General features: G+C 70.0%; 23 protein-coding genes. 7 read left to right on the top strand and 16 right to left on the bottom strand.

The genetic code is table 11. The annotated features are described in order from the left end of the window. Positions 1 to 34: 34 nt before the first annotated feature. Positions 35 to 838, top strand: a complete 804-nt coding sequence (locus AB0I43_RS02905; protein WP_356972758.1) for a thioesterase family protein — start codon at positions 35 to 37, stop codon at positions 836 to 838. Here the strand turns inward: AB0I43_RS02905 and AB0I43_RS02900 are convergent. The 7 genes from AB0I43_RS02900 to AB0I43_RS02870 are packed head-to-tail and all read right to left on the bottom strand — an operon-like array spanning position 828 to position 8853. Further along, complete coding sequence (locus AB0I43_RS02900; RefSeq protein ID WP_356972756.1) at positions 828 to 2312, bottom strand: chlorohydrolase family protein; 1485 nt, start codon at positions 2310 to 2312, stop codon at positions 828 to 830. The genes AB0I43_RS02905 and AB0I43_RS02900 overlap by 11 nt on opposite strands. Continuing rightward, positions 2305 to 3540, bottom strand: a complete 1236-nt coding sequence (locus AB0I43_RS02895) for an amidohydrolase family protein (protein WP_356972755.1) — start codon at positions 3538 to 3540, stop codon at positions 2305 to 2307. Before AB0I43_RS02895 ends, AB0I43_RS02900 begins: the two co-directional genes overlap by 8 nt. A gap of 7 nt (positions 3541 to 3547) precedes the next feature. After that, positions 3548 to 5056, bottom strand: a complete 1509-nt coding sequence (locus AB0I43_RS02890) for an ABC transporter substrate-binding protein (protein ID WP_357431170.1) — start codon at positions 5054 to 5056, stop codon at positions 3548 to 3550. A 5-nt stretch (positions 5057 to 5061) separates the two neighbouring features. Further along, on the bottom strand, positions 5062 to 6069 hold the full coding sequence (locus tag AB0I43_RS02885) for an oligopeptide/dipeptide ABC transporter ATP-binding protein (RefSeq protein ID WP_356972754.1): 1008 nt from the start codon (positions 6067 to 6069) through the stop codon (positions 5062 to 5064). Then, positions 6066 to 7073: an ABC transporter ATP-binding protein gene (locus tag AB0I43_RS02880; protein ID WP_356972752.1), complete on the bottom strand. Its 1008-nt coding sequence runs from the start codon at positions 7071 to 7073 to the stop codon at positions 6066 to 6068. The genes AB0I43_RS02885 and AB0I43_RS02880 overlap by 4 nt, the downstream gene beginning before the upstream one ends. Further along, positions 7070 to 7936 carry an ABC transporter permease gene (locus AB0I43_RS02875; RefSeq protein WP_356972750.1) on the bottom strand — a complete coding sequence of 289 codons (867 nt, stop codon included), beginning with the start codon at positions 7934 to 7936 and terminating at the stop codon, positions 7070 to 7072. Before AB0I43_RS02875 ends, AB0I43_RS02880 begins: the two co-directional genes overlap by 4 nt. Then, positions 7933 to 8853, bottom strand: a complete 921-nt coding sequence (locus tag AB0I43_RS02870; RefSeq protein WP_356972749.1) for an ABC transporter permease — start codon at positions 8851 to 8853, stop codon at positions 7933 to 7935. The genes AB0I43_RS02875 and AB0I43_RS02870 overlap by 4 nt, the downstream gene beginning before the upstream one ends. Positions 8854 to 9112: 259 nt before the next feature. On the opposite strand from AB0I43_RS02870, the gene AB0I43_RS02865 reads away from it, so the two are divergent. After that, entirely contained in the window at positions 9113 to 9805 is a 693-nt protein-coding gene (locus AB0I43_RS02865) for a GntR family transcriptional regulator (protein WP_356972747.1), read from the top strand. Here AB0I43_RS02865 and cynS read toward each other — a convergent pair whose 3' ends face one another. Further along, positions 9806 to 10255: a cyanase gene (cynS, locus tag AB0I43_RS02860; protein WP_356972746.1), complete on the bottom strand. Its 450-nt coding sequence runs from the start codon at positions 10253 to 10255 to the stop codon at positions 9806 to 9808. It abuts the gene before it with no gap. Positions 10256 to 10471: 216 nt separating this feature from the next. Between cynS and AB0I43_RS02855 the strand changes: the two genes are divergently transcribed. Next, positions 10472 to 11290 carry a formate/nitrite transporter family protein gene (locus AB0I43_RS02855; protein WP_356972745.1) on the top strand — a complete coding sequence of 273 codons (819 nt, stop codon included), beginning with the start codon at positions 10472 to 10474 and terminating at the stop codon, positions 11288 to 11290. 52 nt (positions 11291 to 11342) lie between these two features. On the opposite strand, the gene AB0I43_RS02850 is transcribed toward AB0I43_RS02855, so the two are convergent. The 4 genes from AB0I43_RS02850 to AB0I43_RS02835 all read right to left on the bottom strand — a co-directional run bounded on the left by AB0I43_RS02850 (position 11343) and on the right by AB0I43_RS02835 (position 13981). Beyond that, positions 11343 to 11660, bottom strand: coding sequence for a hypothetical protein (locus AB0I43_RS02850; RefSeq protein WP_356972744.1), 318 nt, complete (start codon positions 11658 to 11660; stop codon positions 11343 to 11345). A gap of 100 nt (positions 11661 to 11760) precedes the next feature. Then, the gene (locus tag AB0I43_RS02845) at positions 11761 to 12177 is read right to left on the bottom strand and encodes a DUF1801 domain-containing protein (protein ID WP_356972743.1); all 417 of its coding nucleotides are present in this window, start codon (positions 12175 to 12177) and stop codon (positions 11761 to 11763) included. A gap of 39 nt (positions 12178 to 12216) precedes the next feature. Next, a complete protein-coding gene (locus AB0I43_RS02840) occupies positions 12217 to 13254 on the bottom strand; it encodes an ATP-binding protein (RefSeq protein WP_356972741.1) in 1038 nt (345 codons plus the stop codon). A 28-nt stretch (positions 13255 to 13282) separates the two neighbouring features. Next, positions 13283 to 13981, bottom strand: coding sequence for a response regulator transcription factor (locus tag AB0I43_RS02835; protein WP_356972739.1), 699 nt, complete (start codon positions 13979 to 13981; stop codon positions 13283 to 13285). Between the two features lie 117 nt (positions 13982 to 14098). Here AB0I43_RS02835 and AB0I43_RS02830 point away from each other — a divergent pair, with 117 nt between their 5' ends. After that, positions 14099 to 14977 (top strand): LLM class flavin-dependent oxidoreductase, encoded by an 879-nt coding sequence (locus AB0I43_RS02830; protein ID WP_356972738.1) that lies wholly within the window; start codon positions 14099 to 14101, stop codon positions 14975 to 14977. On the opposite strand, the gene AB0I43_RS02825 is transcribed toward AB0I43_RS02830, so the two are convergent. The 4 genes from AB0I43_RS02825 to AB0I43_RS02810 form a co-directional block, all read right to left on the bottom strand. Continuing rightward, positions 14974 to 15783, bottom strand: a complete 810-nt coding sequence (locus AB0I43_RS02825; RefSeq protein ID WP_356972737.1) for an SCO1664 family protein — start codon at positions 15781 to 15783, stop codon at positions 14974 to 14976. The genes AB0I43_RS02830 and AB0I43_RS02825 overlap by 4 nt on opposite strands. 1 nt (position 15784) lies before the next feature. Then, positions 15785 to 16369, bottom strand: a complete 585-nt coding sequence (locus AB0I43_RS02820; protein WP_356972736.1) for a DUF3090 domain-containing protein — start codon at positions 16367 to 16369, stop codon at positions 15785 to 15787. 105 nt (positions 16370 to 16474) lie between these two features. Further along, positions 16475 to 17185, bottom strand: a complete 711-nt coding sequence (locus AB0I43_RS02815; protein WP_356972735.1) for a histidine phosphatase family protein — start codon at positions 17183 to 17185, stop codon at positions 16475 to 16477. A 49-nt stretch (positions 17186 to 17234) separates the two neighbouring features. Beyond that, positions 17235 to 18179: an undecaprenyl-diphosphate phosphatase gene (locus tag AB0I43_RS02810; RefSeq protein ID WP_356973129.1), complete on the bottom strand. Its 945-nt coding sequence runs from the start codon at positions 18177 to 18179 to the stop codon at positions 17235 to 17237. Positions 18180 to 18482: 303 nt separating this feature from the next. Here AB0I43_RS02810 and AB0I43_RS02805 point away from each other — a divergent pair, with 303 nt between their 5' ends. From AB0I43_RS02805 to AB0I43_RS02795, 3 genes are read left to right on the top strand one after another with little or no spacing between them, the layout of a single operon-like run. Then, positions 18483 to 19499 (top strand): aldo/keto reductase, encoded by a 1017-nt coding sequence (locus AB0I43_RS02805; RefSeq protein ID WP_356972734.1) that lies wholly within the window; start codon positions 18483 to 18485, stop codon positions 19497 to 19499. A 10-nt stretch (positions 19500 to 19509) separates the two neighbouring features. Then, entirely contained in the window at positions 19510 to 20535 is a 1026-nt protein-coding gene (locus tag AB0I43_RS02800; RefSeq protein WP_356972733.1) for an ABC transporter substrate-binding protein, read from the top strand. Further along, positions 20532 to 21680: an iron ABC transporter permease gene (locus tag AB0I43_RS02795; RefSeq protein ID WP_356972732.1), complete on the top strand. Its 1149-nt coding sequence runs from the start codon at positions 20532 to 20534 to the stop codon at positions 21678 to 21680. Before AB0I43_RS02800 ends, AB0I43_RS02795 begins: the two co-directional genes overlap by 4 nt. Positions 21681 to 21769 lie beyond the last annotated feature (89 nt).

Here is a 21769-nt window from a genome sequence, read left to right as displayed (position 1 = left end):
GGAAAGATCGTGAGCGAGTGAAAGGAAGTGGCGGATGACGACGACTGTGCCCTTCGCGTTCGATACCGACACCGCGAGCGAGCGGGTGGGTGAGCACGAGTTCGGGCTGGAGCTGTCCGAGCGGTGGACCACGTTCGGGGGGACCGCGAACGGCGGGTATCTGCTGGCGACGTGTTTGCAGGCGTTGCGGCAGGAGATTCCGCAGCCGGATCTGTTGTCGGCGTCGGCGCACTTCCTGCGGCCGGGGGTGCTGGGTCCGGCGCGGATCGCGACCGAGGTGGCGCGGATCGGGCGGCGGACCGCGACCGGGGCCGCGGTGCTCACGCGCGAGGAGCGCGAGATCGTCCGGGTGCTGGCGACTTTCACCGATCTGGGGCAGGCCGAGGGGCGGACGGCCGAGCGCGCGGACGCGCCGGAGCTGCCCGCGCCCGAGGAGTGCGTCGACCCGCTCGCCGGGCTCGGCGCGGTCGGCGCGGCGACCATCGCCGAGCGGGTGGAGTTCCGGATGCCCGAGCTGCCCGGCTTCTGGCGGGGCAACCCGGGCGGAACCAGCGCGGCCGATTTCTGGTGCCGGTTCACCGACGGGCGCGACGCCGATCCGATCGCGCTGGCCCTGCTGGTGGACGCGGCCGCCCCGGTCGTCATGGACCTCGGCGTCCCCGGCTCCTCCACCATCGAGCTGACCGTGCACATCCGCCGCCGGCCCGCCCCGGGCTGGCTGCGCTGCCGGGTCCGCACCAACTACCTGATCGACGGCTTCCACGAGGAGGACTTCGACATCTGGGACAGCACCGGGGCCCTGGTCGCCCAGTCCCGGCAGCTGGCCCTCATTCCGTGACGCTGCCGGCGGCGATCTTCCGGAACGAGCTCGGAAAAAGCTCGTCCGGACCGCGCCGCCGATAGTCCCGTTCGGAGTACGCCGCGCGCATGCGTTCGAACAGCGACTGCGCACGCCGGGTCCGCGCGGGGTGATCGAATCCCGGTAGTACGCCGTCGCGCATGATGACCCGGCCGGCAATCATCGAGAACGTCGCGGCGCGCCCCGTGCTGTTCATGCAGAGCGTGCGCACCGGATCGTCCAGAACGCCGTCCAGCGGGTCGTCGAGCCGGAAGGCGACGAGGTCGGCGGTGGCGCCTGCCTCGAGCCTGCCCAGATCCGCACGGCCCAGCGCCGCGGCGCCACCGAGGGTGGCGGCTGTCAGATAGTCGGCGTAGGTCGCCGCGTCCGTTCGGTGCGCGAGGATCTTGGCAACGGTCACGCCGGTGTCGATACCGCGCACCAGATCGGGTGGAAATGAGTCGGTGCCGAGCGAAATGCGCACACCGTCCGCTCGGTACCGCTGGAAACTGTCCAGCGCCGACCCGTGCCGCGCCGAAGTCAGCGGGCAGTGCACGATCGTCACCCCCGCGGCCGCGAGCACGGCGATGTCTTCCTCGGTGCCGCCGTCGACCCGAGGATGGGTATCGACGTAGATCCCGTGCGGCAGCAGCAGATTCGGCCCCAGCAGGCCGGTGCGCCGCAGCACCTCGAGCGGTGGTGCTCCGAACCTCTGGACGACGAGGTCGCGTTCGAGCAGTCCTTGCAGCGCGTGCAGCCGAACCGGGACTCCGGTCTCCGCGGCCAGAGCCGCAGTGCGACGCAGCAGTTCTTCGCTGAGCGTCTCGATCCGGCAGGGCAGCAATGCGCCGTGTACGAGCTCCGAGCCCCGCTTCCCCGCCCAGTCCAGAAACCGCGCGGCGTCCTCGAAGCCGCGCCGGCCCAGCGCCTCGTTCCAGTACAGCGACCGGCCGCCGTCGTCGTCGACCACGTTGACCGCGGACCGATAGCTGGGTCCCAGATAGACGCGCAGGCCCAGCCGCTCGGCGATCTCGGCCATGGCGACCGCGTCGTCGTAGGTCTCGGCCCAGTCGCTGTGCACCTCCGAGGCGATCGGCATGGCGGTCGTGACGCCGTGCCGCAGCAACTGGAGGAACCCGTACTCACGGATGAAGGCCCGCTCCTCGGCGTCGAAGACCGCCCGGCGCCGACACTCGGCATACTCACGAGACCACTGCAGGCCCGCGCCGAGTTCGGGTGCCTGCCACGAATCGAGCAGCGTGTGATCGATGTCGGTGAGCGCGTCGAGATCGATCAGGCCCGGCAGCAGCAGGGCTCGCCCCAGCTCGACGGTCTCGTCGGCGGCGGGGCCCGCGCCGCGGGGGCCCACGAAAACGATGCGCCGGCCCTCGACCACCACCTCACCGTCGGCGAGCAGCACATGCTCACCCGCCTCGTGACCGAGCACATGATCGGCGCGAAGACGACTACGCATGACGGGCTCCGGCCCCGGGCAGTTCGAACCCGTCCAGGGCGGTGTCAACCGATATCACCCTCCCGTGGTGGACGACGGTTCGCGCGGCGGGCCGATCCATCACCGCCGCGGTCGGACCGGCCGAATCGAGCAGCACGAACTCCGCCGGATCGCCCGGCGCGAATCCCGGCCGCAGTCCGAGCCGATCGAGCGGGCGCAATCCGCGATCCAGGACACTCGCCCCGCCCCAGGTGGCGATCGCCAAGGCGTGTTCGATCTCCGGGTCGCCGGCGAACCCGTTCGTGAACGCCAATTGCCAAGCGCGGTCGAGCATGTCGCCGTTGCCATAGGGCGACCAGTAGTCGCGCTGACCGTCCATGCCGACCCCGACCCGCACGCCGGCGGCGGCCAGCTCCAACAGCGGCAGTTCCCAGCCACGTGCGCCCGCCGCGTGCGTGATCGCCACGTCGGCGGCAGCGAGCCGGGCGATCATCGCGGGCACGCCGGGCAGTCCGCCGCACAGCGCGCGGGCGTGCGAGATCGTCACCCGGCCGCCCATGTCCAGCGCTTCGACTCGATCCAGGATGAGCGACATGGTGAACAAGCCGAGCTCACCGGGCTCGTGCAGGTGGATATCCACCCCCACCTGGTGCCGTTCGGCGAGGCCGAACACGATGTCCAGGTGCCGAACCGGGTCCCTGTCGATCTCGCACGGATCGATGCCGCCGATCAGATCGGCGCCGGCCCGCAGTGCCGTGTCCAGCAGGTCGGCGACACCACGCTCGAGCAAGATGCCCACCTGCGGGAACGCGACGATCTCGACATCGGCGTGCGTGGCGTAGCGCTCCCGGGCCGCGCACACCCCCTCGAACTTCGCCAATCCGGAATCGGCGTCCACCTGGGCGTGCGTGCGAATGCGTGTGGCGCCGTTGGCGATCGCGACCGCCAGGGTGAAGGTGGCGCGCTCGGTGACGGAGCGTTCCGCTGTGCGCCAGTGCTTCCGGTCGTTCATGATGCGCCCCCACCGCCCCGGGGCCCCGGTGTAGGGCCGTACCGGCAGACCGAGACAGCTGGAGTCCAGGTGCAGGTGCACATCCGAGAGCGCGGGCACGATCAGCCTGCCCGCGCCGTCCAGGACAGCGTGATCGCCGGTGTCCGAATCGACCTCACCGACGACGCCGCCGGTCACCACGACGTCGGTGCGTTCTCCGCCCCACGGACGCACATCGCTGATCAGCAGACTGCTCATGCGCCGGTCAGTCCTTTCCGAAATGGGCGGACTGCACGGTGATCATGCCGTCGGCACGCGGCGTCCACGTCAGTGCCGGATCCACGGCGTAGCTGGTGTCGGGGGTGTAGAGACCGATGATGAGCGCCTGAGCGTCGTTGAGCCGGAACAGCTCGCTGTAGGCGTCGATCCGGGCCTGCCCGCTGACGGTGCGGGTCTTGGCGACCAGGGCCTTGGTCGCCGGCAGCATGGCGTAGTCGTTCTGCTGGCCGCCGAACATGGACGACACCGGCGCGTCGCCGTCCATGGTCGAGGGCGCGTAGGTGTTCAAATACAGCCCCGCCACCGCCTTCTTGCCGTAGATGATCTGCGAGAGGCTGGCCTGGTCGGTGCCCTGGAGTGTGATGGTGACACCGGCCTTCGCCAGATCGCCCTGGATGGCCTGGGCGATCTCCGAACTCAGCGGGATGCGGCCGTTCGTCGCGTACTGGAACGGAATGGGCTGGCCGGTGTAGCCGGATTCGGCGACGAGTTGCCGGGCGCGGGCCGGATCATGCCGCGCCGCGGGGTAGTTCGGGTCGAAGCCGCCCACGTTGGCGGCCACCAGCTGGTTGTCGACCTTCGCCTTCCCGGCCAGCACGGTCCGCACGATCGCTTCGCGATCGATGGCCAGCCCGATCGCTTCGCGCAGCTTCTGATTCGCGAGCGGCCCGGTCGAGGAATTCATGCCGAGGAAGGTGACTCCGTTCGACGGCATGGACTGCACCGCCACGTTCGCCGAACCGGACACCGCCGACACCTGATTCGGTGCGATCAAGGCGATGTCCAGGCTGCCGGACTGCACGCCGTTCAGACGCGCGTCGGCGTCGGCCACTGTTTTGAAAGTGACCTTCTCGATCTCGGCCGGTGTTCCCCAGTAGTTCGGATTGCGCTTCAACACATATTCCACGCCCCGGGTGTAGTGGTCGAAGACGAAGGGTCCGGAGCCGACCGGAGCCGCCGCGAATCCGGCCGAGCCGAGTTTCGTATAGACCGATTCGGGCACGATCGAGACCCCGGTAACGATGGTGGGCCAGGCCGAGTACGCGGCGTTCAGGGTGAAGACAACGGTGTTCGGGGCTGTGACGGCGGCCGACTCGAACATCTCCATGTACGAGGCCGGGTCGCCGGTCGGGTTCGCTTTGATCGTGTTGTAGGTGAAGGCGACGTCCGAAGCCCGCACCGGCTCACCGTTGTGGAACTTCGCATCCTCGCGAATGGTGAAGGTCCACCGGGTGAAATCGCCGTTGGGCTCCCAGCGCGTCGCCAGCAGCGGGTCGATCTTGCCCGCGGCGTCGAATCGGGCAAGCTGGTCGAACGCGGCGAAGTAGTAGTTGTACCCGGCCAGGGATCCATCCATGATCGGGTCGGGTACCTTCTCGGGTTCGGTGACCGCGCCGACCACGAGCTCCCGGGTCGAGCTGTTCGAACTGCCCGCCGGCGCGCAGCCGGTCAGGAGTAGCGCGGCGGCGAGCACCGCCACCATGGTGGGCATCATGATTTTCACTGGGTTCCTCGAATCGGTAGTGCGAAATCAGGGGATACAGGGAAATGGCAGGCCACAAGGCGTTCGCTCGACCCGATCGGATCGAGCGCCGGCTCCTGTTGCGCGCAGAGGGGTTTCGCGTCCGGACAACGTGTCCGGAAGGAGCATCCGCTCGGCGGGTCGGCGGCGTCGGGCATCTCACCGCGAATCAGCGGCGCGGTTCGCCGGTCCCGCAGATGCGGGTCGGGCTGTGGCGCGGAGGCGATGAGCGCGCGGGTGTACGGGTGGCGAGGGCGGGTGAAGATCTGTTCGGTGGCCCCGATCTCGACCAGCTTGCCCAGATGCATGACCGCGACGCGATCGGCGACGTGGCGCACCACCGAAAGGTCGTGCGCGATGAAGAGATACGACAATCCGAGCCGCTCCTGCAGATCTTGCAGCAGGTTGATCACCTGCGCCTGCACCGAGGCGTCCAGTGCGGAGACGGGCTCGTCCAGCACCAGCACCTCCGGGTCCAGCGCGAGCGCCCGGGCGATCCCCAAGCGCTGGCGTTGCCCGCCGGAGAACGCCGCGGGCCGGCGCTCCAGCGTGTCCGGGGTGAGGCCGACCTGGGCGAGCAACTCCACGACGCGGTCGCGGGAATAACCGCCGGTGATGCGCAAGGGTTCGGCGACGATCTCGTGCGCCGTCATGCGTGGATCCAGCGCGGAGTAGGGATCCTGGAAGACCAGCTGCACCCGATTGCGCAGGGCCCGTCGCTCCCGCGCCGGCATCGTCCGCATGTCCTGTCCGAGGATCCGCACGGTTCCGGCGCTGGGTGTGTTGATGCCGAACAGGGTGCGCACCAGCGTCGATTTCCCGCCGCCGGACTCGCCGACCAACCCGAAGGTTTCGCCACGGCGTACTCCGAAACTCACTCCGTCCAGCGCCCGAATCGGACGAGCAGGTCGCAGGCCACGGCGCTGGCGGAAGGTCACGGCCAATCCGTCGACCCGAATGACCTCGTCGTGGGCCGTCGTACTCATCGGGCGTCCTGTCTACTCGACAAATTGTCCAGAGCGGGTGGGCAGGCCAGGGTCCGCCCGGTCCCGAATTCGACCGGGACCGGCACACCTGACGCGCAACTGTCGTCCTTGCCCTCGAAAGCGCAACGCGGCGCGAACGCGCAGCCCGCGGGTCGCGCCGCCGGCATCGGCGGCGCACCCGGAATGGCATAGGCGCGGCCGCCGACGACGGTGTCGCCGAGCAGACTCCGGTGCAGCCCACGGGTATACGGATGGGTGGCGTCGTCGAAGATCTGCCACACAGTGCCCGACTCCACGACCCGACCCGCATACATGATCAGCACTCGGTCGGCATGCTGAGCCACCAGCCCGAGATCGTGGGTGATCAGCACCATCGCGGCGCCGCTGCGCGCGCGAGCCGCGGCCAGCACCGCCATCAGCTGGGCCTGCACGGTCACATCCAGGGCCGTGGTGGGTTCGTCGGCGATCAGCACGGCCGGATCGTTGGCCATCGCCATCGCGATCACGGCCCGCTGTCGCATACCTCCCGACCACTCGTGCGGGTAGGCCCGGGCCCGCCGCGCGGGCTGCGGGATGCCCACGCTGTCGAGCAGATCGATCACGCGACGTCGTCGGGTGCGAGCGTCCAGCCGCTGATGGATCGCCAGCGCGCGCTCGATCTGGACACCGACCCGCCGCACCGGGTTCAGCGAGGTCATCGGATCCTGGAAGACCATGCCCAGTTCGGCGCCGCGCAGCCGCCGCAGGGTCTCGTCGGCGGCGCCGACGAGTTCGCGACCCCGGAAGCGGATGCTGCCGGAGAAGATCGTCAACGGCTCCGGAAGCAATCCGAGCACGGCGAGCATGGTCACCGACTTGCCGGATCCGGATTCCCCGACCAGGCACAGCACTTCACCCGCGGCCAGCCGCAAACTGACGCCGTCGACGAGCACGACGCGCGCGCCGTCCGCGCCGACGTATCCGACGCTCAGGTCGCTCACCTCGAGCAAGGGTGTTTCAGTCATGCCGCTACCGCCTTGCCGAGGCCCGGCTTCGGGCGGCGCACGGCCCGGCGCAAACCCACGGCTCGGTCGGTGAACCGCTGACCGACCAGCAGTGTTCCCGCGATCACCAGCAGCAGCGCGACCGCAGGCACGATCGTCAGGTAGGGGGCCTGCCGGATGTACTTCTGGCCATCGGTGATCATGAGTCCCCAGCTGGGCGTCGGCGGTTGTACCCCGAGACCGAGGTAGTCGAACGACGAGATCAAGATGATCACGTTGCCGAGATCGGCGGCGGCCAGGATTCCGACCGGCACGACCACGTGCGGGACGACGTGCTTGCGCAGCACCCACGGCGCGCCCGCGCCGAGCAGGCGTGGCGCGATGACGAAGTCGCGAACCGAGAGCCCGAGCGCGACCGCACGGGCGACGCGGGCATAGCCGACCCAGAAGGTGACGCCGAGGATGGTGGCCATCAACCCCACGCTCGGACCGCGCAGCGCCGAGAGCGCCATGATGACCAGGCTCATCGGCACCGCCAATTGCACATCGGCGTATCCCATGAGCACGCTGTCGAGCGGACCCCGGAAGTACCCGGAAACGGTCCCGATCACTACGCCGATGGCCGCGTTCACGCCGACGATGATCACGACGAGCAGCAGGGTGATCCGGCCCGCCAGCGCCAGCCGGCTGGCCAGGTCCCGCCCGAGCGAGTCGGTGCCCAGCGGGTAGTGACCGGTCGTGAACGGCCGCGTGAACGCCTGGCTCAATTCCTGGGCGTACGGGTCGTAGCCGGGCAGGAGCGGATAAACCAAGGCGAACAGCGCGACCACGAGGATCATCGCGGTACCGAGGAGCGCGAGGACATCGCGCGGGGCGGGGATCATCGGACTCTCGCTCTCGGATCGACGAAGCCGTACAGGATGTCGACGCAGAGATTCACGACGACGAAAATCGTGGCGATCACGACCAGCCCGGACTGCACGACCGGGAAGTCGCGGCTGAACACCGAGGTGAGCATCAGCTGCCCGAGCCCGGGCCAGGCGAACACCGCTTCCACGATCACCAGCCCGCCCAGCAGCGTGCCCAGATGGATGCCGGAGACGGTGAGCACGGGCAGCAGTGCGTTGGGCAACACCTCGCGCAGCAACACCGTCGCGCGCCGCTCACCCCGGGCGTAGGCGGTGCGCACGTAGTCCTGGCCACTCTCGGTGCTCAGCGCGTTGTCGAGCAGCCGGGAGTAGACGACGAACTGGGCGGTGGCGATGGTGACCGCCGGCATCACGATCGAGAGCGGATCCGCACCCGCCAGTGAGGGCAGCCAGCCCAGCGAGACCGAGAACACCAGCACCAGCAGCAATCCGAAGAGGAAGTCCGGCACCGCCAGCCGTGCGGCCCCGAGGCCGAGCAGGATTCCCCGCAGCGACCAGAACCCGCTCAGATGCACCGCGAGCACCGCACAGAACGCCAGTGCCACGCCGAGCGCGAAGCCGACGGCGCCCAATTGCACTGTCGCGGGCAGTCTTTCGAAAACGATGGCCATCGACGAGGTGCCCTGCTGACGGTAGGAGTCGCCGAAGTTCCCGCCGAGCAAGCCGCCCAGGTAGTCGAAATATTGATCCAGCGGCGGCTTGTCGAAGCCGAGTTGCGCGTTCAGTGCGGCGATGTCGGCCGCACTGGCGGTATCCGGTAGAAGCGAGGCGGCCGGGCTCCCGGTGAGCCGGCCCAGGACGAAGGCCAGCGTGATGACGACGAAAACGGTGATCACCGCCTGGGCCAGGCGGCGCAGCAGATAGGCGGTCAAGCTTCGAACCTCACTGACAGTTGGAGCAGATTCGGTATACAGAATCGGACCGATTGATATCTCAGCGGTTTTCCCAGCGTTTCCACCTGGTGACGCAATTCGTATATTTCTCGCGAAACCCTCAGTAAGAGAGACCGATCAACGACCAGATGCGCGCGCTGAGACCAGCGCAACCGATTGTGATGCGAATCGCCTCTGGCGAATTCGGTCGACTGAATGCACTCAGGCGCAAGGCCTGAGAGCTTCGTAGACTGACCGGATGTCCCGAGAATCCCGGTCGTCGCCAGCAGTCGACGACACGTCCCAGACGCGCCGGATCTACGACGACCTACGCCGCGGCATCATCACCGGCGTCTACCAGGAAGGACAGAAACTGCCCGAGGCCCGGCTCGCCGAGCAACTCGGCACCTCCCGGCTGCCGGTCCGAGAAGCACTGGCACTGCTGGAATTCGACGGCATCGTGAGCGCACGCCCCCGGCGCAGCGCGGTGGTCCGCTCATGGGACCGCACCGCGGTCGAGGAGCTCTTCGACGTCCGAATCGGCTTGGAGCCGCTGGCGGCGCGGCTCGCGGCGGCGCGGGTCCGGCGCGGCGCGGACACCGGCGCACTGCACGACGCGCTCCACGAGTCACATGCCGCCTTGGCCACCCACGATTGCTTGCACATCGCCGAGGCGAACGCGGCGCTGCACCGGGAGATCGTCGAACTGTCGGGCAACAGTCTGCTCACCCAGCTGATGCGCACTATCCTGGCGCGGATGGCCTGGCTGTTCGTTCTCACCACCCAGCGCGCCGTCGCGGCTCGGCTCGACCAACACCAGCACCTGATCGACGCCATCGTCTCCGGCGACGAACGTCTGGCCGAGTACGCGATGCTCGATCACACCGAGGCCGGGCGCGCACCGACCCTCGCGATCATCGACGCGCTGCGGCACGCGGATGGTCAGGACTGATCACCAGCGGTAGTCGAGGAACTTGCCGTCGAAGGTGACCACGACCCGGTCGCCGTCGGGGTCGGGGCGCCGGCTGATGTCGACGGTGAAGTTGATGGCGCTCATGATGCCGTCGCCGAATTCTTCGTGGATGAGCGCCTTGAGCGCGGGACCGTAGACGTTGACGGCTTCGACGAACCGGTAGACGGTCGGGTCGGTCATGATCGCCGGGTCGGCGGTCCGCGCGGGCTGCTGGCGCAGCGCCTCGGCGACGGTGTCGTCGAGGTCGAGCAGTGCGCAGATCGTCGCGGCCTGTTCGGCGGTGAGCGGGTGGCGCCCCAGCAGGGCCGCGGTGGCCCACACCAGGGGCGCGTCGATGGCCGCCGCCAGCTCCGCCCACGTCCGGCCGCCGCGCACGCGTGCGGCGTCCACGAGGGCGGCGGCCTGCGACTTGCTCATGATCGGTGTCATCGAAAACTCCTGTGTCGGTAGCGAACTTCGCCACCCTGCCACAGCCACAGCGGTATACCGCTATCGGAAACATACTGTTCACGGCACGCGTCGCGACCTGGAACTTCCGCCCGCGCGGTGAGGTTCGCGAAACAATCGCGACCCCGGCGCGGTCATGGCCGAGCAACAACACCCGCCCAGAATCGGCATGTTCCCGCACCGACCGAAGGGCTGCCCATGTCGTATCTGAAACCCGCGGAGTTCGTGACCCAGATGGTGGACGCCGGTCAGAGCAAGGCGCTGATGTCCACCCGCGACACCGTGATCCGCGCCTACATGGCCGGGGCGATCCTGGCGCTCGCGGCCGCGTTCGCCGTCACCATCACCGTGCAGACCGGCGAGCCGCTGCTCGGGGCGGTGCTGTTCCCGGTCGGGTTCTGCATGCTGTATCTGCTGGGCTTCGATCTGCTCACCGGCGTGTTCACCCTGGTGCCGCTGGCCTGGATCGACAAGCGACCGGGTGTGAATCTGCGGGCCATGCTGCGCAATTGGGGCCTGGTGTTCCTCGGCAACTTCGCCGGCGCGTTCACCGTGGCGGTCATGATCGCGATCATCGTGACCACGGGATTCGCCGTCGACCCGAACGAGGTGGGCCAGCGACTCGGCGTGATCGGCGAGTCCCGGACCCTCGGCTACGCGGAGTTCGGCGCCTCGGGCATGCTGACCCTGTTCATCCGGGCGGTGCTGTGCAACTGGATGGTGTCGACCGGGGTGGTCGCGGCGATGATGTCGACCTCGGTGTCGGGCAAGGTGATCGCGATGTGGATGCCGATCATGCTGTTCTTCTACATGGGCTTCGAGCATTCCATCGTCAACATGTTCCTGTTTCCGTCCGGCCTGCTGCTCGGCGGCGACTTCTCCGTCGGCGACTACCTGCTGTGGAACGAGATCCCGACGGTGCTGGGCAATCTCGTGGGCGGCCTGACCTTCGTCGGGCTGACGCTGTACGCGACCCACGGCCGCAAGCCCGCCGATCAGGAGACGGTTCCGGTGTGAGAACCGAGATCGCCCCGCCGGAGCGGCTCCGGCGGGGCGATCTCGGGGTGGCTCAGGCGCAGACGCGGTTGAGCTCGTTGGTCGCCGGATCGAGATCGGTGACGCTGTCGTCGATCAACGCGTTCGCGTAGCCCGCGATCACCGCGCTTTCCTCACCGCTGGTGAGCGCCGCCAGCGCCGACAGCCGGCCGGACAGCGCCTCGCGAGTCGCGGCGTCGAGATTTCCGCCGCTCATGTCGACAGCGGCGTTGATCAACTGAATCGCCTTGTCGCACGTGGGCGATGTGGCGGCCGCCGACCCCGCGGGAACGGCGATCAGCACCGCGCTCGTGGCGGCGACGAGTAGACCGGCGGCAAAAGACTTCATCATCACTGGCGCTCACTGTTTCGAAGGAACCCTGGGCTCTAGACAGTAGCCGGTCTCGCGACGCCGGGCGAATGCCCCGCAACTCGTTGCGCCGCCCGGGGATTCAGGCGATCGTGCGCGCGGAATGCTCGACGAGCTCGCGCAGCACCGCGAGGTCGATATCGCCCACGGCGCGGAAGGAAACACTCGCCGAACCCAGCTTCGTCCTCCCCAGGCGCGGACCGTAGTCCTGCGCCAGGTAGCGCCCGTCCTCGACCGCGTTGACGTAGAGGCTGAGGTAGTTCTTCTGCCGGGCGAGCCCGAGCAGGAACCAGCGCACGGATTTCCCGCGCGGGCGCGGTTGTTCGATATCGCCGTACCCGATGATTCGCTGCTCGGTGCCGCCCCAGAACGCGCCGGTCCACAGTCGCCGGGACAGGTGCGGCGCGGCCTCGACGATGACCTGGTCCAGCGTCGTCAACGCCGCCGCGTCCGGGTGCCCGGCGAGGAACTCGTCCACCGAGTGCTCGGCGATCTCCATGTCCAGCCTCCCGATCGAAAACCGTCTGCCGTGATGTTCTCATGGCGCGGGCAGGGTGATCCGGATGCGGGACCCGGGATCGGCGACGGCGATGGTGCCGTCGTGGAGTTCGACGATCCAGCGGGCGATGGCCAGGCCGAGGCCGGTGCCGCCGCCGGCGGTGCGGCCGCCGCGGGTGAAACGGTCGAAGACCCGGGCGCGTTCGGCGCTGGGAATTCCGGGGCCGTCGTCGACGACATCGATGACGACCGTGCCGGATTCGGCCCGGGCGTGCACGCGGACCTCACCGCCCGCGGGGCCGTGGCGGGCGGCGTTGTCGAGCAGGTTGAGTAACACCTGATGCAAACGTGCACCGTCTGCAACTATGCGCGCAGTGCTCGGCAGGACGTCGGTGCGGAAGGTGACGCCGCGCCCGAGCACCGCCGTCATCACCTCCGCCTCGGCGACCACGTCCTCGAGCAGGGGCGCGAGCGCGAGGTCTTCGCGATCGAGCGGGAACGCACCCGCTTCGATGCTGGACAGGTCCAGCAGCTCCGAGACCAGCAGGCCGAGGCGTTCGGTCTGCGCCAGCGCGGTGCGCAGCGTGGCCGGATCCGGTTCGGAGACACCGTCGACCAGGTTTTCCAGCACGGCGTTCAACGCGGTGATCGGCGTGCGCAATTCGTGCGAGACATTGGCGATGAGGTCGCGGCGCTGCTGATCGGCGGCGGCCAGATCGGCGGCCATCTGATTGAACGCCGCCGCCAGCTGCCCGACCTCGTCGCGGGAAGTGGCCCGCACCCGGCGGGTGTAATCCCCGTGCGCCATCCGCTGCGCCGCCGCCGTCATCTCCCGCAGCGGCCGGGTGATCCCGTGCGCGAGGATCTGGGAGGTCAGCAACGCGATGACGACCGCGGTCAAGGTGGTGCGCGGCGGCAGCCACCCGATCTGGAACCGGAAGAACCCGAACGCCACCCCGCCCGAGACCAGCATCAGGATCGCCAGCTTCAGCTTGATCGAGCGCACCGGATCCAGCGGCCGCGGCAGCACCTCGGCGATCCAATCCGACAGGCGCAGCAGCCGATCGCGCACGCTCACCCGCCCACCCGCCGCCCGCGGCGCACCCTCACGACCGCCCCTCCAGCGCATAGCCCACCCCGTGCACGGTGCGGATCAGATCCGCGCCGAGCTTGCGGCGCAGCGCCTTGATGTGACTGTCCACGGCCCGGGTCCCGGCCGCGTCGGCCCAGTCCCACACCTCCTCCAGCAGCCGTTCGCGCGCGAGCACCACCCGGGGCCGGCGCGCCAGCCGCGCCAGCAGCTCGAATTCCAGTGGCGTGAGCTGGGCTTCGCGTTCACCGCGCCAGACCCGGCGCTCATCCAGATCGATGCGCAGATCGCCGACGACGATGGTCGCGCCGTCGCGATCGGCGGTACGTTCCATGCGGCGCAGCAGCGCGTGCACGCGAGCGGTGAGCACCCGCAGCGAGAACGGCTTGGTCAGATAGTCGTCCGCGCCGACGCCCAACCCGATGAGCTGGTCGGTCTCGTCGGTGCGCGCGGTGAGCATGAGTACCGGCAGCGCGCGCCCGGACTGGATGCGCCGGCACACCTCCAGGCCGTCGAAGCCCGGCAGCATCACATCGAGCACGACCAGATCCGGGACCCGCGCCTGCACCGCGGCCACCGCGGCCGGGCCGTCGTGGGCCATCTCGACGAGGAAACCCTCCGCGCGCAGCCGGACCGCGACGGATTCGGCGATGGTCACCTCGTCGTCGACCACCAGGATCCGGCGGGCCGTGTGCCCGGTGCTGCTGTGTTCCATGTGCGCACCTTATCGAGCGCGTGTGCGCGGGCGTCGCACCAATTGTGGAGATCCTGTGCGCGCCCGGGCCGGCGAAAGCGGATGCGCGGACACCGGCTCGCGAGATACGTTGGCGGCGTGACTGTCCTAGGTGCTGTGTGTCTGCCGCAGGTCCCGCCGGAACGAGTGGCCGAGGTGGCCGCGGCCGCCGAGGACAGCGGGCTCGACGAGGTGTGGGTCTGGGAGGACTGCTTCTTCAGCGGCAGCGCGGTGAGCGCGGCCACGATCCTGGCGCGGACCGAACGGGTGCGCGTCGGCATCGGCGTGATGCCGGTCCCCCTGCGCAACGTGGCCCTGACCGCCATGGAGATCGCCGCCCTGGCCCGCATGTATCCCGGCCGGGTGCTGCCCGGCTTCGGGCACGGCGTGCAGGACTGGATGGGGCAGATCGGCGCGCGGGTCGACTCGCCGCTGACCCTGCTGCGGGAGCAGCTGATCGCGCTGCGCGGCCTGCTGAACGGCGAGAAGGTCAGCGTCGCGGGCCGGTACGTGCGGCTCGACGAAGTGGCGCTGGAGTGGCCGCCGACACCCGTGCCGCCGCTGGTGGCCGCCGCGACCGGCCCCAAGACGCTGCATCTGTCCGGCGCCCTGGCCGACGCCACCATTCTGACGTCGAGCACCACCCCCGACGACCTGCGCGCGGCCCGCGCGCAGGTGACGGCGGGCCACGTCGCCGCCGGGCGCACCGGCCCGGTCCGCGTGATCGCGAACCTGCTCACCGTGACCGGCCCGGACGCGCCCGCCCGGCTCGCCGCCGCTCAGCAAGCCAACGGCACCCCACATCGGCCCGAAGCGGGTGTCGCGGGCGATGCCGCCGCGATCGCCGACGCGGTCCTGCGCTGGGCCGAGGCCGGGGCGGACACCGTCATCCTCGAACCCGCGGCCGACGAGCCGGACCCGATCGCCTTCGTTCGATTCGCCGGCGAACAGGTCCGGCCCCTGCTGGATCAGGCCTAGAACGCGGGCCAGGGAATCGGGCGCGAGGTGCGCGGCACCGGCATCACCGGCTGGGCCACCAGCTCCTTCGCCCGGTGCCCGAGCGCCTCGATTTCGGCCTCGGTGAGGTGCGGCGCGAGCCGCTCGGCGATCTCGCCGGGCAGCGCCTTCACGAATTTCTCGATGTCGCCGACCAGTTCCTCGTCGATCGGCTGACCGGCCCACCCCCACAGCACGGTGCGCAGCTTGTGCTCGGTGTGCAGGCAGATGCCGTGGTCGACGCCGTAGATCTGCCCGTCGGTGCCCTCGAGCGCGTGCCCGCCCTTGCGGTCGGCGTTGTTGAGCAGCACATCGAGCACCGCCATCCGCTGCAACCGCGGGTCGTCGGCGTGGATCAGCGAGACCTCGTTGCCCAGATCGTCCTGGGCGCGCAGGATTTCGCGGAAACCCTCCGGCACCGCCCCGGCCGGGCACAGATCCACCAGATCGAGCCGATCGCCGCGCTCGGTGTGATTGTCGACCGACTCCACCCAGCGCTGCACCATCCCCGGCCCGTAGGGGCCCTCGCGCAGGATGGTCTCCGGGATGACGCCCCACCCCAGCGCGTCGGAGATCAGATACGACGCCACCTCGCGCCCGGCCAGGGTGCCGTCCGGGAAATCCCACAGCGGACGCTCGCCACGCACCGGTTTGTACACCACCCGGGGACCGTCGGCGACATCACAGACCAGCGTGACATTGGAGGCGGTGCTGATCCGCCCGACCACGGTCAGATCCGCCGTGCTGAACCCGTCGTCGGCCGTGCCGCGCTCCTGCCCGCCGGTCACCTCACTCCTCTAGCTCGGCCGGGCCGAAGGTGTCGCTGCGCTTGTACCCGTTGGTGCGCACACACATGTGGCCGCGCGGGGACAGCGGCTCCCCGCACAGCGGGCACGGCGGGCGGCCCGCCGCGATCACCCGGGTGGAACGCAGCGCGAACTCCCGCGCCTGCACCGGCGTCAGGAACACCCGGACCGCGTCCGGGCCCTCCTCGGTGTCATCGAGCACCACCGATTCGTCGACCTCGGTCTCGGTGATCGCGAGCAACTCCACCACCACCGCGCCGGCGTCGGCGTCCCAGCCCAAACCCATGGTGCCGACCCGGAATTCGGCATCGACCGGGGTGACCAGCGGCGCCACGTCGGCGACGTCGTCGGCCTGCGGCGGCACCGTGGCGCCGAAGCGGCGCGCGACCTCGTCCAGCAGCAGACCCATCCGGTCGGCGAGCACCTTGACCTGCTGCTTCTCCAGCAGCACGCTGACTACCCGGGGCTCCTGTACGGCCTGCAGGTAGAACGCGCGGTCACCCGGCTCACCGACGGTCCCGGCGACGAAACGATCGGGGGTGCGGAATACGTGGATTGCCCGTGCCAATCTGCACCTCCTGCGCAGTGTTCATGGTTCGCTCGCAACTCGCTCACGTGACCCTGTTCGACCATCCGCGGCGCGCTCGCGCCGCCTCTTCGTTTACAAGGAATCTCAGCGCTCCGCATTCCCATTATCCGCACCGGGAGTATTCCCGGTCTCCCCGCCGGGAACCGGCGCCTTCTCCGCGCCCCCGGCCGGTGCCAGCCCCGACAGGTCCGCGCCGGTGTCGTTGAGCCGCCAGACGTACGGGGCGGTCGGGGTGTAGCGGATCACGCTGAGCGAGGCCGGTTCGACCACGATGCGCTGGAAGCCGTCGAGGTGGATCCCGAACGCGTCGGCCAGCACCGACTTGATGACATCACCGTGCGTGCACGCCACCCACAGCACGTCAGCGCCGTTTTTCTCGGCGAACGCGCGGTCGTGGTCGCGGATCGCGGCGACCGCGCGGGCCTGCACCTGGGCCAGGCCCTCACCGCCCGGGAACACCGCGCCCGAGGCGTGCCGCTGCACCACCTTCCACAGCGGTTCGGTCACCAGATCGGCCAGCGGCTTGCCGGTCCAGTCGCCGTAATCGACCTCGAGCAACCGCTCGTCGAATTCCGGTTCCAGGCCCAGCTTCTCCGCCAGCGGCGCCAGCGTTCGCTGACAGCGCAACAGCGGTGAGGACACCAGGTGCGCGATCGGCAGCGCCGCGAGCCGGTCGACGAGCGCGCGCGCCTGATCGTTGCCGCGATCGGTCAGATCCACTCCCGCGCTGCGGCCGGCCAGCGTGCGGGCGGTATTGGAGGTGGATTGGCCGTGCCGCAACAGGATCACCGTCATGGCGTCACCCTACGCCCGCTCGCCAGCTCGGCCCCAGGGCCGATCGCCGTCACGTGGCCTCCACCACCCCGGTCGCCAGCAGCGCCATCACCGTCAGGCCGAGCAGGATGCGGTAGCCCACGAACCAGTTCAGCGAGTGCTTGGAGACGAACTTCAGCAGCCAGGCCACCGAGGCGTACCCGACGACGAAGGCGACGATCGTCGCCACCAGCAGCTGCGGACCGCTGGCGTTGAGGCCCTCGCCGGCGGGTTCGAAGGCGTCCGGCAGGCTGAACAGGCCCGAGGCCGTGACCGCCGGAATCGCGAGCAGGAACGAGAACCGCACCGCCGCTTCTCGTTCCAGCCCCAGGAACAGGCCCGCCGTGGAGGTCGCGCCCGAGCGCGAGACGCCGGGCACCAGCGCCAGGCACTGCGCGAAACCCATGATCAGGCCGTCGCGGGTGGTCAGCTGCTGGATCGGGCGGGTCTTGCGGCCGTAGTGCTCACCGGCGGCGATCACCAGGGCGAACGCGATCAGCATGAACGAGACGAGCCACAGATTGCGTGCGCCGGTACGGATCTCGTCCTTGAACACCAGGCCCAGCACGCCGATCGGGATGGTGGCGATGATCACGTACCAGCCGATGCGGTAGTCCAGATCGCGTTGCGCGGCCTCCTCGTTGCGCACGGCCTGGGCCTCGTAGGCGGCGATCCGCTCGCGGCTCATGGCCGGCAGCTTGGCGGTCACCTGATCGTGGATCGGCACGGTGTCGCGCCGGGTCAGCTTCTCCCAGTTCACCCCGAACCAGACCTTCACGATCCGCCCGATGTCCTTGGCGAAATACACCAGCACCGCCAGCTCGGTGCCCAGCTGGGTGACCGCGGTGAACGAGGCGCCGGCATCGTCGCCGAAGAACACCGACGAGACGATCCGCAGATGCGCCGAGGACGAGATCGGCAGGAATTCCGTGAGTCCCTGCACCAGACCGAGTACCAATGCCTGCACCCAGGTCATCGACTCACCCACGCGCACCCTCCTGTTCCGACTGACTGAATTGCCCGTTCGCACTGGGCAATTGGTGTGCGACGACGCCGCCGGGGAGGCGAATCGCCGCAATCTCGCAGCGACAGTACAGGCTCCGGGCGCGCCGCGACCGCGCGGCCGGTTCCAGTTCCCGCTCCGCGGGGGCCGTGCGCAGGTCGCTCCGGGCATCGGCCCGGCCCGCCGCACCGCTGTCCACCAGCCCGGGCCTGTCGAGGGACTCGAGCCGCCGCCGCCGTTTAGGCTTGGCGCCGTGACGAATGCGTGGACGCGGTGATGGAACAGCGGACGGTCGGCCGCAGCGGCCTACGGGTGTCCCGGATCGGACTGGCCACCCACACCTGGGGTGCGCAGACCGGCGCCGAGGCCGCGGCCGTGCAACTGGTCGCCTTCGCCGAGGCCGGCGGCACCCTGATCGACATCTCCCCCGCCTACGCCGGCGGCGCGGCCCAGCACGTGCTCGCCGAGTTGCTCGGCGACCTGGTCTCCCGCGACGACCTGGTGCTCAGTGGGTGCGCGGGCGTCGTCCCGGCGGTCGACCCGCCGCACGCCGACCCCGAGCTGCCCACGCCCGAACCGCCGCAACCCACGCCGGAAGCGTTGCGGCCCACCGTCGACGCCTCGCGCCGCACCCTGCTGCGCCAGCTCGACCGCACGCTGCTGGAACTGGGCACCGACTATCTCGACATCTGGAGCATCGGCGCGTGGGATCCGTGCACGCCGCTGGACGAGGTGGCCGAGACGCTGGATTACGCGGTGCGCTCGGGCAAGGTCCGGTACGGCGGTGTGCGCGGGTTCACCGCCTGGCAGCTGGCCAGCCTGGCGGCGATCGCGCCGATGTGCGTGGCGCAGACGCCGTATTCGCTGCTGGCGCGCGGCGCGGAGGCCGACGTGGTGCCCGCCGCCCAGCATCACGGACTCGGGGTGATCGCCTCGGCGCCGCTGGCCGGGGGCATCCTGACGGGCAAGTACCGCGATGGCGTGCCCGCCGATTCGCGCGGCGCGGACGAGGCGACGGCCGCGGAGATCCGCAGCCGGCTCGACGATCACGCCACCCGCGTGGTGGACGCCCTGGTCACCGCCGCGGACGGGCTGGGCACCTCGCCGCTGGCGGTCGCGCTGGCCTGGATCCGGGACCGGCCCGGCATCGCCTCGCTGATCGTGGGAGCCCGCGATATCGGGCAGCTGACCGGCGTGCTGGCCGCCGAGACCCTGGAGTTGCCGCGCGCGATCGGGGCGGCCATCGACGATGTCAGCGCACGCACCGACGGACCGTCGCCGGGATGGGCTTAGGCTTGCCTTCATGAGTCGTTCCGTTGGCGTTCGCGCCGTGCTCGCCGTGCTCGCGCTGCTCCTGGTCGCCGGGACCGCCGCCTGCGGTTCCGGCAGCGGGTCGAGTGCGGCCGGGCAGCAGGGTCTGTCCACCGCGGTCCTGCCCGACCAGACGCCCGAGCCGATCGGCCCGCCGCCCACGCCCGCGCTGCCGGCGACGGTGCGCGGGTTCGACGGCACCGAGGTCACGGTGAATTCCGCCGACCGGATCATCGCCGCCGACCGCTACGGCACCCTGATGCAGACCGTGTACGCGCTCGGACTGGGCGCGAACCTGGTGGGGCGCAGCACCTCCGGCGTGTTCCCCGCGGTGGCCGACCTGCCGAACGTCACCGGCGGCAACGGAATGCTGAACGTCGAATCGATCCTGGCGCTGCGGCCCACGGTCTTCCTCACCGACTCCACCAGCGCCACCCCCGCGGTGCGCGAGCAGTTGCGCGCGGCCGGGGTGACGGTGGTGTTCTTCGATTCCGAGCGCAGCATGACCGGCGTGGTGCCGCAGATCGAAGCGGTCGCCGCCGCCCTCGGCGTGCCCGAGCGCGGCCGCGCGCTGGCCGAGCGCACGCGCGCGGAGATCGCCGCCGCCGAAGCCGCGGTGCCCGCCCAGGAGAAGCCGCTGACCATCGCGTTCCTGTACCTGCGCAGCACCGCCATCACCATGATGGCGGGCCCCGGGTCCGGCGCGGACGCGCTCATCGCCGCCCTCGGCGCGCGCGACGCCGGCACGGCCGCGGGCCTGAAGGAACCGTTCACCGCCATCACCAGCGAGGCCATGATCGCCGCGGCACCGGATGTCTTCCTGGTGATGACCGACGGCCTGAAGTCGATCGGCGGCGTCGACGGCCTGCTGAAGGTCCCGGGCATCGCCCAGACGCCCGCGGGGCGCAACAAGCGCGTCGTGGAGATGTCGGACGCGGTCGTGCTGAGCTTCGGCCCGAACACCGGCCGCGTCATCGCCGCCCTGAACAAGGCCGTCTACGAACCCGCGCCCGCATGAGCGAACGGCTGGGCGCACCGGCGGATTCGGACGTCGGCCGGAACGAGATCGCGGTGGGCGATGCGGAGCGCGGGAGCAAGCCCGCCGAGCCGGAGCTGCCGAAATCGCGGGGGCGTTCGCGCACGACAGTGGTTTTCGCGCTCGCGATCGCGGCGTTGATCGTGCTGGCGCTGGTGTCGGCGGCGGTCGGACAGGTGCCGACCACCCCCGCCGAGGTGGCGGGCAGCATCGCGCATCGGATCGGGCTGGACTGGGGGCCGATGCCCGCGCATCCCGCCGGTGAGGTGACGCTGTGGGAGGTCCGGTTCCCGCGGGTACTGCTCGCGATGCTGGTCGGCGCGGCGCTGGCCACGGCCGGCGGGCTCTTACAGGGCGTGTTCGCCAATCCGCTGGCGGAGCCGGGCGTGATCGGCGTGTCCGCGGGCGCGGCGGTGGGCGCGGGCACCGTGATCGTGGCGGGCGGCGCGTTCGTGGCGGCCTGGTCGGTCGCGGCGGCGGCGTTCGTCGGCGGCTTGATCACCACGCTGCTGGTGTATCTGCTCTCCCGCTCGAACGGGCGCACCGAGGTGGTGACGCTGGTGCTCACCGGTGTCGCCATCAACGCGTTCGCGGGCGGCCTGATCGCGTTCCTGCTGTTCGTGGCCAGCCCGGCCGCCCGCGACCAGATCGTGTTCTGGCAGCTGGGCAGTCTCAACGGCGCGACCTGGGACGCGGTGTATGTCGTCGCCACGCTGACCGTCACGGGCGTGCTGGCCGCGATCCTCATCGCCCCACGCCTGGACCTGCTGGCGCTGGGCGAATCCGCCGCCCGCCACCTCGGCGTCGACGTGGAACGCCTGCGCCGCAACGTCATCGTGATCGTCGCCGTGCTCGCCACCGCGGGCGTCGCGTTCTCGGGCATCATCCTGTTCGTCGGCCTGATCGTCCCGCACCTGGTGCGCATGCTCGTCGGCCCCGGCCACCGCGTGCTGATCCCGTTGTCGGCCATCCTCGGCGCGGTGGTGCTGCTCGCCTCCGACGTCGGGGCACGCTCGCTGATCGACAATGCCGACCTCCCCCTCGGCATGCTCACCTCCCTGGTCGGCGGACCGTTCTTCTTCTGGCTGCTGCGCCGCACCCGGGCCCGCGCGGGAGGCTGGGGATGACCCGCTGTCGAGTCCGCCGCGCCACCCGCCCGCGCGGCGCGACCCCGCCCGGCCCGCCGCCGCGCGGCTCGGTCGATTTCCGTCCGGGA

Origin of the sequence: Nocardia sp. NPDC050435 (genome assembly GCF_040655395.1) — a bacterium.
GTDB lineage: Bacteria > Actinomycetota > Actinomycetes > Mycobacteriales > Mycobacteriaceae > Nocardia.
Note: the sequence above shows the minus strand (reverse complement) of the source record. Positions and strands in the feature narration are given on the sequence as shown.

What these genes read in the sequence shown, in the direction of transcription:
- AB0I43_RS02905 (WP_356972758.1), top strand. Translation starts at nt 35, where the DNA reads ATGACGACGACTGTGCCCTTCGCGTTCGATACCGACACCGCGAGCGAG.
- AB0I43_RS02900 (WP_356972756.1), bottom strand. Translation starts at nt 2,312, where the DNA reads ATGCGTAGTCGTCTTCGCGCCGATCATGTGCTCGGTCACGAGGCGGGT.
- AB0I43_RS02895 (WP_356972755.1), bottom strand. Translation starts at nt 3,540, where the DNA reads ATGAGCAGTCTGCTGATCAGCGATGTGCGTCCGTGGGGCGGAGAACGC.
- AB0I43_RS02890 (WP_357431170.1), bottom strand. Translation starts at nt 5,056, where the DNA reads ATGATGCCCACCATGGTGGCGGTGCTCGCCGCCGCGCTACTCCTGACC.
- AB0I43_RS02885 (WP_356972754.1), bottom strand. Translation starts at nt 6,069, where the DNA reads ATGAGTACGACGGCCCACGACGAGGTCATTCGGGTCGACGGATTGGCC.
- AB0I43_RS02880 (WP_356972752.1), bottom strand. Translation starts at nt 7,073, where the DNA reads ATGACTGAAACACCCTTGCTCGAGGTGAGCGACCTGAGCGTCGGATAC.
- AB0I43_RS02875 (WP_356972750.1), bottom strand. Translation starts at nt 7,936, where the DNA reads ATGATCCCCGCCCCGCGCGATGTCCTCGCGCTCCTCGGTACCGCGATG.
- AB0I43_RS02865 (WP_356972747.1), top strand. Translation starts at nt 9,113, where the DNA reads ATGTCCCGAGAATCCCGGTCGTCGCCAGCAGTCGACGACACGTCCCAG.
- cynS (WP_356972746.1), bottom strand. Translation starts at nt 10,255, where the DNA reads ATGACACCGATCATGAGCAAGTCGCAGGCCGCCGCCCTCGTGGACGCC.
- AB0I43_RS02855 (WP_356972745.1), top strand. Translation starts at nt 10,472, where the DNA reads ATGTCGTATCTGAAACCCGCGGAGTTCGTGACCCAGATGGTGGACGCC.
- AB0I43_RS02850 (WP_356972744.1), bottom strand. Translation starts at nt 11,660, where the DNA reads ATGATGAAGTCTTTTGCCGCCGGTCTACTCGTCGCCGCCACGAGCGCG.
- AB0I43_RS02845 (WP_356972743.1), bottom strand. Translation starts at nt 12,177, where the DNA reads ATGGAGATCGCCGAGCACTCGGTGGACGAGTTCCTCGCCGGGCACCCG.
- AB0I43_RS02835 (WP_356972739.1), bottom strand. Translation starts at nt 13,981, where the DNA reads ATGGAACACAGCAGCACCGGGCACACGGCCCGCCGGATCCTGGTGGTC.
- AB0I43_RS02815 (WP_356972735.1), bottom strand. Translation starts at nt 17,185, where the DNA reads ATGACGGTGATCCTGTTGCGGCACGGCCAATCCACCTCCAATACCGCC.
- AB0I43_RS02810 (WP_356973129.1), bottom strand. Translation starts at nt 18,179, where the DNA reads ATGACCTGGGTGCAGGCATTGGTACTCGGTCTGGTGCAGGGACTCACG.
- AB0I43_RS02805 (WP_356972734.1), top strand. Translation starts at nt 18,483, where the DNA reads ATGGAACAGCGGACGGTCGGCCGCAGCGGCCTACGGGTGTCCCGGATC.
- AB0I43_RS02800 (WP_356972733.1), top strand. Translation starts at nt 19,510, where the DNA reads ATGAGTCGTTCCGTTGGCGTTCGCGCCGTGCTCGCCGTGCTCGCGCTG.
- AB0I43_RS02795 (WP_356972732.1), top strand. Translation starts at nt 20,532, where the DNA reads ATGAGCGAACGGCTGGGCGCACCGGCGGATTCGGACGTCGGCCGGAAC.